The 14,766-nt window shown below is 71.8% G+C and carries 11 protein-coding genes and 1 pseudogene; 3 read left to right on the top strand and 9 right to left on the bottom strand.

Going from position 1 to position 14,766, the window contains the following annotated elements; all coding sequences use genetic code 11:
* Window positions 1–58 precede the first annotated feature (58 nt).
* Both sucD and sucC read right to left on the bottom strand, forming a co-directional pair.
* On the bottom strand, window positions 59–970 hold the full coding sequence (gene sucD / locus E1262_RS22930) for a succinate--CoA ligase subunit alpha (RefSeq protein ID WP_132105979.1): 912 nt from the start codon (window positions 968–970) through the stop codon (window positions 59–61).
* Window positions 971–984: 14 nt separating this feature from the next.
* Window positions 985–2,184 carry an ADP-forming succinate--CoA ligase subunit beta gene (gene sucC / locus E1262_RS22925; protein WP_132105977.1) on the bottom strand — a complete coding sequence of 400 codons (1,200 nt, stop codon included), beginning with the start codon at window positions 2,182–2,184 and terminating at the stop codon, window positions 985–987.
* Window positions 2,185–2,309: 125 nt separating this feature from the next.
* On the opposite strand from sucC, the pseudogene E1262_RS32185 reads away from it, so the two are divergent.
* Window positions 2,310–2,555 (top strand): annotated as a pseudogene (locus tag E1262_RS32185) (aldo/keto reductase); the annotation flags it as partial.
* Between the two features lie 192 nt (window positions 2,556–2,747).
* Here the strand turns inward: E1262_RS32185 and E1262_RS22915 are convergent.
* Window positions 2,748–6,125: a phosphodiester glycosidase family protein gene (locus E1262_RS22915; protein WP_132105973.1), complete on the bottom strand. Its 3,378-nt coding sequence runs from the start codon at window positions 6,123–6,125 to the stop codon at window positions 2,748–2,750.
* 134 nt (window positions 6,126–6,259) lie between these two features.
* The gene (locus E1262_RS22910; protein ID WP_132105971.1) at window positions 6,260–6,673 is read right to left on the bottom strand and encodes a coenzyme B12-dependent isobutyryl CoA mutase small subunit; all 414 of its coding nucleotides are present in this window, start codon (window positions 6,671–6,673) and stop codon (window positions 6,260–6,262) included.
* A 456-nt stretch (window positions 6,674–7,129) separates the two neighbouring features.
* Here E1262_RS22910 and E1262_RS22905 point away from each other — a divergent pair, with 456 nt between their 5' ends.
* Entirely contained in the window at window positions 7,130–7,756 is a 627-nt protein-coding gene (locus E1262_RS22905; RefSeq protein WP_132105969.1) for a M23 family metallopeptidase, read from the top strand.
* 382 nt (window positions 7,757–8,138) lie between these two features.
* Here E1262_RS22905 and E1262_RS22900 read toward each other — a convergent pair whose 3' ends face one another.
* Together E1262_RS22900 and E1262_RS22895 are read right to left on the bottom strand one after the other, a co-directional pair.
* Entirely contained in the window at window positions 8,139–9,899 is a 1,761-nt protein-coding gene (locus tag E1262_RS22900) for an ABC-F family ATP-binding cassette domain-containing protein (protein WP_132105967.1), read from the bottom strand.
* 167 nt (window positions 9,900–10,066) lie between these two features.
* Window positions 10,067–10,663: a helix-turn-helix domain-containing protein gene (locus E1262_RS22895; RefSeq protein ID WP_132105965.1), complete on the bottom strand. Its 597-nt coding sequence runs from the start codon at window positions 10,661–10,663 to the stop codon at window positions 10,067–10,069.
* A gap of 48 nt (window positions 10,664–10,711) precedes the next feature.
* On the opposite strand from E1262_RS22895, the gene E1262_RS22890 reads away from it, so the two are divergent.
* The gene (locus E1262_RS22890; RefSeq protein ID WP_162606037.1) at window positions 10,712–11,533 is read left to right on the top strand and encodes a class I SAM-dependent methyltransferase; all 822 of its coding nucleotides are present in this window, start codon (window positions 10,712–10,714) and stop codon (window positions 11,531–11,533) included.
* 104 nt (window positions 11,534–11,637) lie between these two features.
* On the opposite strand, the gene E1262_RS22885 is transcribed toward E1262_RS22890, so the two are convergent.
* The 3 genes from E1262_RS22885 to E1262_RS22875 are packed head-to-tail and all read right to left on the bottom strand — an operon-like array spanning window position 11,638 to window position 14,625.
* Window positions 11,638–12,528, bottom strand: coding sequence for a 4-(cytidine 5'-diphospho)-2-C-methyl-D-erythritol kinase (locus E1262_RS22885; protein ID WP_238993020.1), 891 nt, complete (start codon window positions 12,526–12,528; stop codon window positions 11,638–11,640).
* 27 nt (window positions 12,529–12,555) lie between these two features.
* Complete coding sequence (gene rsmA, locus E1262_RS22880; RefSeq protein WP_132105961.1) at window positions 12,556–13,440, bottom strand: 16S rRNA (adenine(1518)-N(6)/adenine(1519)-N(6))-dimethyltransferase RsmA; 885 nt, start codon at window positions 13,438–13,440, stop codon at window positions 12,556–12,558.
* 45 nt (window positions 13,441–13,485) lie between these two features.
* Window positions 13,486–14,625 (bottom strand): resuscitation-promoting factor, encoded by a 1,140-nt coding sequence (locus E1262_RS22875; protein WP_203454242.1) that lies wholly within the window; start codon window positions 14,623–14,625, stop codon window positions 13,486–13,488.
* Window positions 14,626–14,766: the final 141 nt, after the last annotated feature.

Raw genomic sequence — 14,766 nt, 5'->3', positions numbered from 1 at the left:
GAAATCGGCCGGGCCGCCCGTGGGCAGCCCGGCCGAGTCTCTCCCGATCCTCTGGTGGTCAGAGCTTCTGGTAGATCTCGCGCATGAGCCGCGCGGTCTCGCTCGGGGTCTTGCCGACGGCGACACCGGCGGCCTCGAGCGCCTCCTTCTTGGCCTGCGCCGTGCCGGACGAGCCGGACACGATGGCGCCGGCGTGGCCCATGGTCTTGCCCTCGGGCGCGGTGAAGCCGGCGACGTAGCCGACGACCGGCTTGGTGACATGCTCCTTGATGTAGGCCGCGGCCCGTTCCTCGGCGTCGCCACCGATCTCGCCGATCATGACGATCGCTCTGGTGTCCGGGTCGGCCTCGAACGCCTCGAGCGCGTCGATGTGCGTGGTGCCGATGACCGGGTCGCCGCCGATGCCGACGGCGGTGGAGAAGCCGATGTCGCGCAGCTCGTACATCATCTGGTAGGTCAGCGTGCCGGACTTGCTGACCAGGCCGATCGGGCCCGGGCCGGTGATATCGGCCGGGATGATGCCGGCGTTGGACTTGCCCGGGCTGATGACGCCGGGGCAGTTCGGGCCGACGATGCGGGTCTTGTTGCCCCGTTGAACAGCCGCAGTCTGCGCGTACTCCCAAAAATATGCGGTGTCGTGCACCGGGATGCCCTCGGTGATGACGACCAGCAGCTCGATGCCGGCGTCGACGGCTTCGACGACGGCGTCCTTGGTGAACTTCGGCGGCACGAACGCGACCGACACGTTGGCGCCGGTCTTGTCCATCGCCTCGGCGACCGTGCCGTACACCGTGAGGACGGCCTCGGGACTGAACTCGGTGAAGTCGAGCTCCTGGCCGGCCTTGCGAGCGTTGACGCCGCCGACGATCTTGGCGCCGGCCCTGAGCATCCGCTGCGTGTGCTTGGTGCCCTCGGCGCCGGTGATGCCCTGGACGATGATCCTGCTGTTCTCGTCGAGGAAGATTGCCATGACTCTCGTCGCCCCTACTTCGCTGCCGCGAGCTCGGCCGCGCGTCGCGCGGCGCCGTCCATGGTGTCGACCTGCTCGATGAGGCCCTCGGGCGCCTTCGCAGCGAACTCCGACAGGATGCGCCGGCCCTCCTCGGCGTTGTTGCCGTCGAGGCGGACGACCAGCGGCTTGGTGACCTCGTCGCCGCGGCTCTCGAGCAGCTCGAACGCGTGCACGATGCCGTTGGCGACGGCGTCGCAGGCGGTGATGCCGCCGAACACGTTGACGAAGACACTCTTGACCTCGGCGTCGGACAGGATGATCTCGAGACCGTTCGCCATCACCTCAGCCGACGCGCCACCGCCGATGTCCAGGAAGTTGGCCGGCTTGACACTGTGCCCATCGACGGTGAACTCCTCGCCCGCGTACGCGACGACGTCGAGCGTCGACATGACCAGGCCGGCGCCGTTTCCGATGATGCCGACCTCGCCGGACAGCTTGACGTAGTTGAGGTCCTTCTCCTTGGCGCGCGCCTCCAGCGGGTCGGCGGCGGCCTTGTCCTCGAACTGCGCGTGCTCCTCGTGCCGGAACTCGGCGTTGTCGTCGAGGCTGACCTTGCCGTCGAGCGCGACCACCTTGCCGTCGGGCGTCTTCACCAGCGGGTTGACCTCGACCAGCGTGGCGTCCTCGCTGGTGAACACCGTCCACAGCTTCTGCAGGAGGTCGACGACCTGGTCGCGGACGTCGGCGGGGAACCGGGCGGCGTCGGCGATCTCGGCCGCCTTGGCGGCGTCGACGCCGGCGATGGCGTCGACCGGGATGCGGGCCAGCGCCTCGGGCCGCTCGACCGCCAGCTGCTCGATCTCCACGCCGCCCTCGACGCTGGCCATGGCCAGGTAGGTGCGGTTGGCGCGGTCGAGCAGGTAGGAGACGTAGTACTCCTGGTCGATGTCGCTGGCCTGGGTGACCAGCACCCGGTGGACCGTGTGGCCCTTGATGTCCATGCCGAGGATCGCCCCGGCCTTCTCGGCGGCCTCGTCGGGGTTCTCGGCCAGCTTGACGCCACCGGCCTTACCGCGGCCACCCGTCTTCACCTGCGCCTTGACGACCACCTGGCCGCCGATCTCCGCCGCCGCGGCACGTGCGGCGTCGGCCGTCTCGACCACGGACCCCGGCAGCACCGGGACCTCGTGCTTGGCGAAGAGCTCCTTCGCCTGGTACTCCATCAGGTCCACGCGAATCCATCCCTTGTGTCGGCCGCGATTCGAAGGCAGCCTATCCGCGCTCACCCGCCGCCACGCCAAGAGGGTCGACGCCGCGGCTTGACCTGCAGCGCACTCGAACTCCTAGCGTCCGGGTGATGCGTTATCGACTGCTCGGCCCGACCGGTCTGCGGGTCAGTGAACTCGCCCTCGGCACCATGACGTTCGGCACCGACTGGGGCTGGGGCGCCCCGGCGGAGACCTGCCGGAAGATCCTCGACACGTACGCGGCGGCCGGCGGGAACGTTCTCGACACCGCGAACAACTACACCGACGGCTCGTCCGAGTCGATCCTCGGCGAGCTGCTGGCCGGGCGGCGCGACGAGTTCGTGCTCGCGACGAAGGCCGACAGCCTGGGCGCGCCGGGCGTCCGGCTGCCGGAGGAGGCGCTGGCCCGGCTGGACGAGCTCAGCCGGGTGCCGCGCGGGTTCCCGCACGACTTCCTCGACTCCCCCGGCATCCGCGAGATCGTGTACGGCGACCGGTGGCGACAGATCGATGACCGCCGCACCACCGGGCGCCGCACTCTGCGCTGATCAGCCTACGGTGACCGGCTGGGCGGCGGTCTGGCCGTTCACCGTCACGGTGACGATGGCGGCGCCGGGCCGCAGCCCCTGGATCGTGCCGGCCGCGGGGTCGACGGCGACGACGGCCCAGCGCGGCGCCTCGGCGGCCCGGCCGACGTGGACGCCGGTACCACCCCACTGCGCTGACACCGGCCACTGCACCGGGACGGTCCGCACGCCGTCCTGCGCGACGGTGGCCGAGACCTCGCCGACCGCGCCGGTCGCCAGCGTCGCCGGCGCCTGCAGCGCGATCGCGTCGACCCGGGCCCGCACCTCGGCCCGCAACCACTGGTCGTCGTCGCCGCGATCGCCGTGCGACGGCTCCAGGCCGAGCAGCGTCCAGCCGGTGAAGCCGCCGTTGTCCGGGGTCGAGGCCGGGCCCTTGCCGGAGTTGCCATTGACGAGGAACGGCACGCCGTCGACCGAGCCGGCGTCGAAGACGCCCGCGTGGGCGCCGACGAACGCCGCGGACTTGCCGCTCCCCGCCTCGAAGTCGGCCAGCCAGGTCTCCAGCATCGCGGCCTCGCGCCGGTCGGCGAGCTGGCTGTTCGCCGTCGGCAGCGGGTCGTTCGGCGGGTGGTGGGCGAAGACCAGCACCCCGGTCACATCGTCCGTTTCGGCAGCCTCATCCAAAGCCCGGCGCAGCTCGGCGATCTGGGCGAAGCCGCCGCCGCGCAGCGTGCCGAACGCGGAGTTCAGCGTGATGATCCGGGTGGTGCCGTCGTCCGTGGGCAGGTCGACGGTGTGCTGGGTGGCGCCGAACTCCTCGATGAAGTTGCCGATCGGGCCGCCCTGCACCTCGTGGTTGCCAGGCACGTAGTACCAGGGGAAGTCGACGCCGGTCAGCTCCTCGTCCAGCACCCGGCGAGCGAGGTCGAAGTCGATCGGCGCGGCCTCGTCGACCAGGTCGCCGTTGATGACGAGTACGTCCGGGTCCTCGGCGACGATCTCACGGAGCGTCCGGCGGGCGGCGGCCACGATGTCGCTGTCCGGGTTGCGGCCGACGAACTGCGAGTCGCTCATGACGGCTATGCGCTGGCCGGCGTCGTCGGCGGTGCCGTCGGTGACGACGATCGGGTCGGCGAACCGCTCGGCGACCGGCAGCTCGACCTCGGGCGCGATCTCGACGGTGATGTCGCTGAACGACGTCTCGCCGCGGTAGCTGCGGGCGCCGGAGGCCTCGACGGCGTAGATGTCGCGGAACCGCAGCGGGTACTCGGTGCCGGCCGGGACGGGGAAGGTCAGCTGCTGCCAGCCGGTGAACGTGGTGTAGCCGCCGTTCAGCGTGAGCAGCGTGCCGTTGGGGTCGTAGACGCGCATCCGGATCCAGGTGCCCTGGCCGTCGCCCTTCACCCACGCCTTGATGTTCTGCGGCTGCCCCGGCATGGTGAACTGCGCCGGCGGCGCGGCGTACGCGGCCCGGGTGTTCGGCCCGGTGAAGTCGTAGGTCAGGCGGACGCCGTCCCGCCCGTCCGGGCCCTCCGTCGGCGCGATGGCGCCGGTGGCCCGGGCGAAGCTGATGGTCCAGCGCGCGGCGTCGTCGAACGTCGCCACCGGGACCTCGGTCAGGCCGACGGTGACGGCGACGTTGGTGCTGACACCGGCGGCGGTCAGCGTCAGCAGCGCGGAGCCGGTGCCGACCAGCGGGCGGACGGTGAACCCGTCGCCGTCGGGAACCAGCTCGACCACGCCGTCGCCGCCGGTGACGGTGACGTCGGCAGGCTCGATCGGCGCGCGGTAGCCGTCGATGTCGTAGCCGGTGACCGCCAGGCTGCCGGTGTCGTCGGCGCCGCCGAGCGGGATCAGCGTGGCGGTCGGCTCCAGCCGCCGCAGCTCGCCGAGCACGGTGATGCCCAGCTCGCCCTCGGCGCCCAGCAGCGTGGCCTGGATGTCGGCGTCGCCCGGCGCGATGCCGGTGACGACGGCGGTGTCCGGGGTGGCGCCGCGCAGCACCGAGGCGACCCGGCGGTCCGACGTCGTCCAACGCGGCCGGGCCTCGACCCGGGCGAACGTCTCGTCGTGGCCGCGCGCCTCGACGGTGCGGGTGAGCCCGGGGAAGACGCGGTCGGTGCCGTCGTCGCCGTCGCCGGCCAGGACGCGGAAGCCGTCCAGTTCGCCGGAGCCCTCGGCGGCGAACAGCGCCAGGCCGTTGGCGACCGACCGCTCGGTGCCGTCGGACGGGCTGTTGACGACGGTGCGGTCGTCGGTGCCGGGGTCGCGGACCACCAGCGTGGACGAGCCGCCGCCGTCGATGTTCAGTGCGTCGTAGGCGCCGAGGTCGTCCATCAGCTCGGCGAACTCGGTGAGCGTCATGCCGCGCGAGTGCGCCTGCTTGCCGTCGACCGACACCAGATACATGGTGCGGCCGTCCTCGGACAGCCCGAGGGACGTGCGCGCGGCCGGCTCGGTGTCGGTGAACGTCCGCTGCACGCCGTCGTCGACCAGCAGGTGGTTGCCGCCCACCGCGACGACGACGTCCTCGAGATCCGAGCGCGGCGCGTACGACACGTCGACGGTGTCGCCCGGCTGCAGCTCGAGCAGCGAGGCGGCGCCGGCGTCCCGCCCGACCAGCACGACGGTGTCAGGCGCGATCGGGCCGGACCCGAGCGTCGTGGCCACGGCGGTGACGATGCCGTCGACGACGGTGACCTCGGCCTTGGCGCTGGTCGGGGAGACAGTGTTCGCGCGGGTGTAGCTGCCCCACTGCGACGTGAAGACGCCGATGCCGTTCGCCGGCAGGCTGAACGTGTTCACGCCCGCGAGCCGCAGACTGACCCCGCCGCCGGTGACCGCGGTGCCCTCCAGGAAGACCTTCGCGAGCGCGGCGGCGCCGCTGCTGGACACCGCGAGCGCGTTCTCGTGGCCGGCGGTCGGCGCGGTGACCATGCCCTCGTCGCGGCTCACGCCGATGCCGAGCGGCGCGTTGGAGTTGTTGATGTCGTAGAAGTCGCCGTTGATCGCGGCCGTCGCACCGCTCGCCTCGGCCAGGGACCGAACGGTGGCGGTCTTCGTCACCTCGCCGGAGTACTGGTAGTCCAGCGTGACGCCGGAGTCGAGGTCGACCTCGAGGATGCTGCCGGCGTTCCAGCCGCCGTCCTCGAGCCGGGAGAACGTCGTCAGCTCCATCCCAGGAGCGATGGTCTGCCGGTCGGTGTCGACCAGGACCGACTCGCCGGGACGGGTGAGGTCGTCCGGTTCGACGGCGGCAGCCGCCGGGACGACGAGCAGGCCGCTGGTCAGCAGGGCGGGGGCGACCAGACGCCGACCGCGAGGTCCCCGGCGGGGGTGAGTTGCACGAGGGAACAGGGGGACTGCGGCGGAGCGCGCGCGATCACGTCGATTCAGCACGGAGTTCACCCCATCGATGCCGGACGACCCGTCATCGATCCCCGGGCCGCAACTCGGTGAATTTCCGGCAAACCTTACCGAGTCAGGGCATACCTGTGCTATCGGCGGAAACGATTTTCAGCGGATCTTGTCGCTCAGGACGCCTGGGCGCGGTCGCGCAGGGTGTCGACCCACGCGACGATCTCCTGAGTCGACGCACCGGGGGTGAACACCCGGGCGACGCCCAGCTCCTTCAACAGCGGGATGTCCGCGTCAGGGATGATGCCGCCGCCGAACACCACGATGTCAGCGGCGTCGCGCTCGGCCAGCAGCTCGAGCACGCGCTTGAACAGCGTCATGTGCGCACCGGAGAGAATGGACAGCCCGATCGCGTCGACATCCTCCTGGATGGCGGCCTCGACGATCTGCTCCGGCGTCTGGTGCAGCCCGGTGTAGACCACCTCGACGCCGGCGTCACGCAGCGCACGCGCCACCACCTTGGCGCCCCGGTCGTGCCCGTCGAGACCGGGCTTCGCGACCACCACGCGCAGGGGACGTGCCTCCGCCATGACTACCTCCAGGAACAACGCTGATCCGACGGATGTTGACGACAGTACCTGCAGACGACGCGGGCACACTCAACCCTGCCTCGCGCACGGACGCACGGCGCGCGCGTTGGGTTGCCAGTGTGACGCAGATCACATGTCACAGAGCGTCACGAACCTTGCATGCGCAAGGTCGATCAAGGTTCTCCCGTCGAGCGAGGTCACGACCCGATTACGGGCTACTCAGCGTTGCTTCGAGTGTCACAGTCCGTGATCACGTGGCGAAACGCTGGGGAGGAGGCGTTTGGCAGGACGCCTAGGGGGCGGTTAGTGTCCTCCGAGTCCTTGTCCCCGGCGAAAGGTTCTGGCGTGTCGCAACGCTCCGGCAGCGGGCGTCACCGTAGCCGCCGCAGGCACGTCAGTGTCCCGTCGGTGGTCGGTTCCGTAGCGGTAGCAGCAGCGGCCTCCGGGGCTTTGGCCATGCCTCACGCGGTCGGTTCCACCGACAGCTCGGACGGACTCAACGCCATCGCGCAGCGCCCCCAGGACTCTGGTGAGCCCACCGAGGCCGGCGCGCTCGACAGCCTGGTCGCCGCTGAGCAGTCGCTCGCGGCCGAGACCGGCGAGGTCGCGCAAGAGGCGCACACCCGCATCGTCGAGCAGCAGCGCGTCGAGGCCGCCGAAGCGGCGGCCCGCGCCGAGCGCGAGGCCAAGCGCTGGCTCCTCCCACTCGACGGCTACCGCATCACCGCCGGCTTCGGCGCCGGCGGCTCCATGTGGTCCAACCGCCACACCGGCCTCGACTTCGCCGCACCGACCGGCGCTGAAGTACGGTCGATCTCGTCCGGCGAGATCATCTTCGCCGGCTACGACGGCCCGTACGGCAACAAGATCGTCATCCGCCATTGGGACGGCACCGAGACCTGGTACTGCCACCTCTCCCGCTTCGTCCTCCGTTCTGGCGAGGTCGCCCCCGGCGAGGTCATCGGCCGGGTCGGCTCCACTGGCAACTCCACCGGCCCGCACCTCCACCTCGAGGTCCACCCCGACGGCGGCGACCCGGTCAACCCGCGCTCCTGGCTCGAGGAGCAGGGCGTCAGCGTCTGACGCTCTCTCTGTAGTGCCCCGTCGGGGCGTTCGCATGCGTGTGCCGGGATGGTGACAGTTCGCCGTCCCCCTGCTGCCCCATCCTCTTGCCGTCCCGGCTGGAAATGATCACGTTCAGCACGAAATCTCGTGCTTCACCAGGCCTGCAATCGTGTCGACGCTCGAGAAATCCTCGTGATGGCCCCGCCCAACGACGGCGGGCGGATCAGTGGGGCCAGGACACCACCAGGCCACCCGCCAACCAGCCATCCAGCCATCCAGCCAACGATCCGCCCATCCGGCGAACGGCGCACAGCGGGCCCGTGCCCGCACGTCCCCCGTCCCCTGATAGCTGCCCGTTCTTGGGCAGCAGGGGACGGCCACGGTCACACCCACGGGCGCACTAGCCGAGCTCGTCGGCCAACTCCAGCCAGCGCCCCTCCAGCGCCTCCCGCTCCCCATGCACCGACCGCAGCTCGGTGTCGAGGGCCAGCACCTTCTCGTGGTCGGTGGCGTTGTCGGCGATCTGCTCGTGCAGGGTCTTCTCGCGCCGCTCCAGCTTCTCCAGCTCACGCTCGATCCGGGCGATCTCCTTGCGCGTCGCCCGTGTGTCCCCCGTCCGCGCCCGCGCAGCACCGGCCGCGACCGCCGATGCAGCCGCCGACACCTGCTCCCGCCGCAACTCCAGGTACTGCTCCACCCCGCGCGGTAGCTGCACGACGTGCCCGTCACCCATCAACGCCCAGACGGCGTCCGTGACGCGCTCGAGGAACCAGCGGTCGTGGCTGACGACGACGAGAGACCCCGGCCAGCCGTCCAGGACGTCTTCGAGGACGTTCAGGGTCTCGACGTCGAGATCGTTGGTCGGCTCGTCGAGCAGCAGCACGTTCGGCTCACCCATCAGCAGCCGCAGCAACTGCAGCCGGCGCCGCTCGCCGCCGGACAGATCGCCGACGAGCGTCCACTGGCGCTGCCCGGCGAAGCCGAAGCGCTCCAGCAGCTGTCCGGCCGTGACGGTGTCACCAGCGCCCAGCTGGATTTCGCGGCGGACCTCCTCGACGGTCTCGAGAACCCGCTTTCCCGGATCGAGGTCGACGACCTCCTGAGAGAGGTGGGCGACGGCGACCGTGCGGCCGATCTTCACCCGTCCGGAGTCGGGGGCGAGCGAGCCGTCGAGCAGCCGCAGCAGCGTCGTCTTGCCGGCGCCGTTGATGCCGACGATGCCGGCGCGGTCGCCGGGGCCGAGCCGCCACGTGACGTGGTCGAGCAGCGTCCGGTCGCCGAGCGACACCGTGACGTCCTCGGCGTCGAACACGCTCTTGCCCAGCCGCGTCGTCGCCATCTTGGCCAGCTCGTACCGGTCGCGAGCTGGGGGTTCGTTCTCGATCAGGGCGTTGGCGGCCGCGATGCGGAAGCGCGGCTTCGACGTCCGTGCGGGCGGCCCGCGGCGCAGCCAGGCCAGCTCCTTGCGCAGCAGGTTCTGCCGGCGCGCTTCGTCGGCGGCGGCCAGCCGGACCCGTTCGGCCCGGGCCAGGACGTACTCGGCGTAACCGCCCTCGTAGGAGTGGACGGCGCCGTCGGCGACCTCCCACGTGGTGGTCGCGACGGTGTCGAGCAGCCAGCGGTCGTGGGTCACCATGATGAGAGACCGGTTTCCCGCGGCGAGGTGCCGAGACAGCCAGTCGATCGCCTCGACGTCCAGATGGTTGGTCGGCTCGTCCAGCAGCACGAGGTCGTCGTCACCGATGAGCAGCCGGGCCAGCGCGACCCGGCGGCGCTCGCCACCGGACAGCGGGCCGATCTGCGCGTCCATCGACAACCCCGGCAGCAGGTGCGCCAGCACGTCGCGGATGCGCGCGTCGCCGGCCCACTCGTGCGTCGGCCGGTCGCCGATGACCGCCTCGCCGACAGTGGCGGCGGGGTCCAGCTCGTCGCCCTGGCCGAGCCGCCCGATGCGCAGCCCGCCGGTCCGGCTGACCCGGCCCGCGTCGACCTGCTCGAGCCCTGCGAGCACCCGCAGCAGCGTCGACTTGCCGCTGCCGTTGCGCCCCACGATGCCGATGCGATCGCCATCGGCGACACCGAGCGCGACCCCGTCGAGGATGAATCGGGTGCCGTAGGCCAGCGAGGCGGACTCGAGGTTGATGAGGTTACGGGGCGCCATGTCGCCCCCAGTTTCTCATGCCGGGCAGTAGTGCCTGTCCTGCCCGCCCACCTGCTCAAGCCGGGCGCTGGGCGCCATGGCCGAGAAGATCCCCTACGCCATCGTCGAGCGGTTGGGCATGCCGGTCTCCGAGCTGGAGGACCTGCACGCCTCGCTCACCCGGCTGATCACCGCGGCGACGTCTCCGGGGTGAGGTCGACGGCGTCCAGGTGCGCCCGCTGCCCCTCGCGGTCGAGGATGGTGAGAACCTCCGCCGGCTGCTCGTGCGCGACGATGGCGTGCGGCGCCATGGTGGAGAACTGCGCCGCCTGACCGGCCGCCACCAGGATCACCCGCTCGCCGAGGTACAGCCGGATCGTCCCGTGCAGCACGGTGAACCAGTCGTGGCCCGGGTGCACGCGCAGCCGCGCCGGCCGCGTCAGCCGGGTGATCCGCATCTTGGCGACCGTCAGCCCGTGCGGCCCATCGTCGCGCGAGAGCTGCCAGATCGTCGCGCCGTGCAGGCGGTCGTGCCGCGGCCGGATGACGACGTCGGCGTCCTCGACCGGCTCGACCAGCTGGTCGAGGGTGGTGTCGAGCGCGCGGGCGATCGGCACCAGCTGGTCGATCGAGATGCGCCGGGCCCCGGTCTCGATGCGGCTCAGCGTCGACGGGCTCAGGTGGCAGCGGGCGGCCAGCGCGTCCAGCGACCAGCCCTTGGCCTGTCGCAGCCCGCGGATCCGAGCCCGGATCACGGCGTCGAGCTCCACCTCGTCTTGCGTCATCGGCAAGACTCTATGCGATCAGCGCAGCGGTCGCCTACCGTCGCCCATATGAGCCACGACCACCACCACGACGACACCTCGCTCGGCGACCTGCTCGACCTCGACGGCGACGTGCTGCACGACTACTGGGCCGACGCGCTGAGCTGGGTGCGCCGCGAGGCCGGCAGCGAGCGGCGGCAGCGCATCGTCGACCTCGGCGCCGGAACCGGAACCGGCACGCTGCACCTGGCGCACCGGTTCGCCGACGCCGAGGTGATCGCCGTCGACGCGTCCGCCGAGATGCTGCACCGTATCCGTGAGAAGGCGCTGGACCAGGGGCTGGCCGACCGGGTCACGACGGTCCATGCGGACCTCGACGAAGCATGGCCGATCCCCGGCCCGGTGGACGTCACCTGGGCGTCGCTGTCGCTGCACCACCTGACCGACCCCGACCGTGTGCTGCGCGACGTCCACGCCGCGACCCGCGCGGGCGGGCTGATCGCCGTCGCCGAGTTCCCCATCCAGCTGCGCTTCCTGCCGGACGGCACCGGCGCCGAGTTGGAGTCGCGGCTACTCGAGCGGCTCGGCAAGTACCAGGCGGAGCGGCTGCCGGAGCTCGGCTCGGACTGGGCGGCCCGGCTGACGGCGGCCGGGTTCGCGCTGTTCGAGGAGCGGACGTTCGACATCGACCTCGCGCCCGCCCCACCTGCCGCCGCCGACTACGCGGCGCTGTGGTTCGGCCGGATGCGGCACCGCCTGGACGACCTCGACCCCGCCGACGCGGCCGCCCTGGCCGACCTGCTTGACGGCGACGGCCCCGGCTCGCTGCACCGCCGCGACGACCTGCGGGTCCGCGGCGCCCGCACCGTCACGCTCGCCCGCCGCCCCTGACCGCCACGAAGTTGATCTTGGAGAAAGTGCGGTATCAATCGGGCATTTCGGGCCGCAATAGCCCGCCTACTCCAAGATCAACAGCAGGGCGGCCGGGACGGGCCCTAGGCGCCGACCGCGGCGTGGCCGGTGACGGCGACGGCGCTGGCGCAGGTGCCCGACGCGGCGAGGCCGACGGCCAGGGCGCCCGCCGCAACCCCGTCGCGGGCCAGGAAGACGCACGTCGGCCCGGAGCCGGACACGATGCCGGCCAGCGCGCCGAGCTCCTGCCCGGCCCGCAGCGTGTCGCCCAGCGCCGGCCGCAGCGAGAGCGCGGCCTCGTGCAGGTCGTTGTGCAGCAGCCCGGCCAGCGCGTCGACGTCCGCGGAGGCCAGCGCCGCCAGCAGCTCGCCGGGCACCGAGGGCGCCGGCACCTTGCGGTCCGAGCGCAGGTCGTCGAGCCGGCGGTAGACCTCGGGCGTCGACAGGCCGCCGTCGGCGGTGGCCAGCACCCAGTGCAGCTCGGCGCCGACCGGCACCGAGCGCAACCGCTCGCCGCGCCCCGTCCCGACGGCCGTCCCGCCGGTCAGCGCGAACGGCACGTCGCTGCCGAGACCGGCGGCGACGGCACTCAGCCGCGACTCGGGCATCCGCAGCCCCCAGAGGCGGTCGCAGGCCAGTAGCGCGCCCGCGGCGTCGGCGCTGCCGCCGGCCAGGCCCGCGGCGACCGGGATCTCCTTGTGCACGCGCAGCAGCGCACCGCTGCGCAGCCGCGCCCGGCGGGCCAGCGCCCGAGCGGCGCGGACGGCGAGGTTGGACTCGTCGGCGGGCGTGTGGTCCGCGTACGGCCCGGTGACGTGGACGGTGACGGCGTCGGCGTGCACGGCCGAGACCTCGTCGTAGAGCGAGACGGCGTGGAAGACGGTCGCGAGCTCGTGGAAACCGTCGGAGCGGACCGGGCCGACGGACAGCATCAGATTGATCTTCGCCGGTACGCGGGCGATCACCTGCAGCACCAGCGAGACCTTACCGGAGATACCAGCTCAAGAGGTGATTTTGGTGCGTGCCGCGGCGATCCGGGCGAAGTCGTCGACGGTGAGCTGCTCGCCGCGCGCCCTGGGGTCCACGCCGGCCGCGGTGAGCACCGTTTCGGCGGCCGCGGCGGACCCGGCCCAGCCGCGCAGCGCCGCCCGCAGCGTCTTGCGCCGCTGGGCGAACGCGGCGTCGACGACTGCGAAGACGGCGGCCCGTTCGGCCGGGTCGTGGTCGCCGGCGGACGGACGCCGCTCCAGCAGCACCAGCCCGGAGTCGACGTTCGGAGCCGGCCAGAACACGTTGCGGCCCACCGCGCCGGCCGGCGACACCGTCGCGTACCAGGCCGCCTTGACCGAGGGAACGCCGTACGTACGCGAGCCGGGCGGAGCGGCCAGGCGGTCGGCGACCTCCTTCTGCACCATCACCAGGACCCGCGACAGGCTCGGGAACGTCTCGAGCAGGTGCAGCAGCACCGGCACGGACACGTTGTACGGAAGGTTGGCGACCAGCGCCGTCGGGGCCGGACCGGGCAGCGCGTCGATGCGCAGCGCGTCGGCCGGCACGACCTCCAGCCGGTCCGCCACGGACGGCGCGTACTCGGACACCGTCGAAGGCAGCCGCGCCGCCAGGACCGGGTCGACCTCGACCGCCACCACGCGGGCGACGACGGGCAGCAGCGCCAGCGTCAGTGAGCCCAGCCCGGGGCCGACCTCGACCACGACGTCGTCGGCGCCGACGCCGGCCACCCGGACGATGCGACGCACCGTGTTGGGGTCGATGACGAAGTTCTGCCCCAGCGTCTTGGTCGGCCGCAGGTCGAGCTCGGCGGCCAGACGGCGAACGTCCGCCGGCCCCAGGAGTCTGGGACCGGCGGACGTCTCGTCGTTCTGCACCGCCCGAGCCTATCGGCCCATCAGCGGCTGACGGCCGAAGCGGCGTCAGCCGAGCGGCAGGCCCAGGCTGCGGGCGCAGGCCGGCCAGTCGCCGTAGCCGCCGCGGTTGTCGCGGACCTTCTCGGCGATGCGGATCTGCTCGGCCTTGCTGTTCTCGTGCGGGTAGCCGGAGCCGCCGAACGCCCGCCAGGTGCCCAGCGAGAACTGCAGGCCGCCGTAGTAGCCGTTGCCGGTGTTGATGGACCAGTTGCCGCCGGACTCGCATTCCGCCAGCCGGTCCCACACGCCGCCGTCGACGTTGTCACCGCCGTCGCTGCCGCCACTGGACTCGTCCTCCGCGGGCGGCGGCGGGGGCTCCTTCGTGCCGATCAGCACGACCTGGTCGACGGGGGCCGCGACGACCGTCTCCGACAGGACGTCCTGCGAGGACAGCTCGCCGTCGATGTAGGTGTTCTGCACAACCCGCTCGACCGTGCCCTCCTTGCCCTCGGTCTCGACCGACTCGGTGCCCTTCTCGAGGGAGTCGTCCTCCTGCTCGGTCACCTCGAACGGCACCGCCTCGGTGACCGTCGCGGTCTCGACGGTGACCCGCCGGACGGTGACAGCGAGGGCGTCGGCCAGCGCGGTGTCGGGCGCGGGCTCCACGAGATCGAGCTCGCCGAGCGTGATGCCGGCGTCGGTCAGGGCCTCGCTGACCGTCAGCGCGGTCGTCGTGACCGGGTTCGTCGCGCCGTCGGCGGTGACGGTGATCTCCTTCGGGGTGCGGACCTCGAAGTCGATGCCGCCGCGCCCGATGGGCTGCGACCGGTCGACGGAGAGGTCGGCACCCTCGGCGCGGATGTTGAGGTCGCGGAGTGCCTCGTCGACGGACAGCGCGGTGGTCCAGATCTGCTGTTCCTCGCCGTCGATGGTCACGGTGACCTGCCGGGCGTACCGGACGGTGATCTCGGTGCCGTCCTCGATGTCGCTGTCCAGCGAGGGGATGACCTCGTCCCGGTCGCTCACTTCGATGTTCCGCTCGTCGAGGACGTCCTCGACGCTGCCGCCGAACGTGTGCACGGTCTCGGTCTGGCCGTCGACGGTGAGGGCGACGGCGTTGTCAAGCGTGATGTAGGCGACACCGCCGCCTACCAGAGCAGTGACGACGGTGGCGTTGATCGCCAACGTCTTCGCGGACAGGCGCACTGTGCTCCTTGGTCGTACCCTCCGGGCACGGGACCGGGCGGCTCGGCCGGTCATCCGATCCGCCGAGCTGGCGTGCGCGTGATCCGCGCACCGCTCACCAGACGGCATGACTGGCCGCTCGTGTGCCACCCGAAGCTTCCC

The sequence above is a fragment of the Jiangella aurantiaca genome, assembly GCF_004349105.1.
GTDB classification, from domain to species: Bacteria; Actinomycetota; Actinomycetes; order Jiangellales; family Jiangellaceae; genus Jiangella; species Jiangella aurantiaca.
This window is presented reverse-complemented; position numbering and strand designations above follow the sequence as displayed.

Bases quoted from the DNA above. Each gene is read 5' to 3' on its own strand.
- sucD (WP_132105979.1), bottom strand. From the start codon at position 970: ATGGCAATCTTCCTCGACGAGAACAGCAGGATCATCGTCCAGGGCATC.
- E1262_RS22895 (WP_132105965.1), bottom strand. From the start codon at position 10,663: ATGACGCAAGACGAGGTGGAGCTCGACGCCGTGATCCGGGCTCGGATC.
- E1262_RS22905 (WP_132105969.1), top strand. From the start codon at position 7,130: ATGCCTCACGCGGTCGGTTCCACCGACAGCTCGGACGGACTCAACGCC.
- E1262_RS22900 (WP_132105967.1), bottom strand. From the start codon at position 9,899: ATGGCGCCCCGTAACCTCATCAACCTCGAGTCCGCCTCGCTGGCCTAC.
- E1262_RS22890 (WP_162606037.1), top strand. From the start codon at position 10,712: ATGAGCCACGACCACCACCACGACGACACCTCGCTCGGCGACCTGCTC.
- E1262_RS22910 (WP_132105971.1), bottom strand. From the start codon at position 6,673: ATGGCGGAGGCACGTCCCCTGCGCGTGGTGGTCGCGAAGCCCGGTCTC.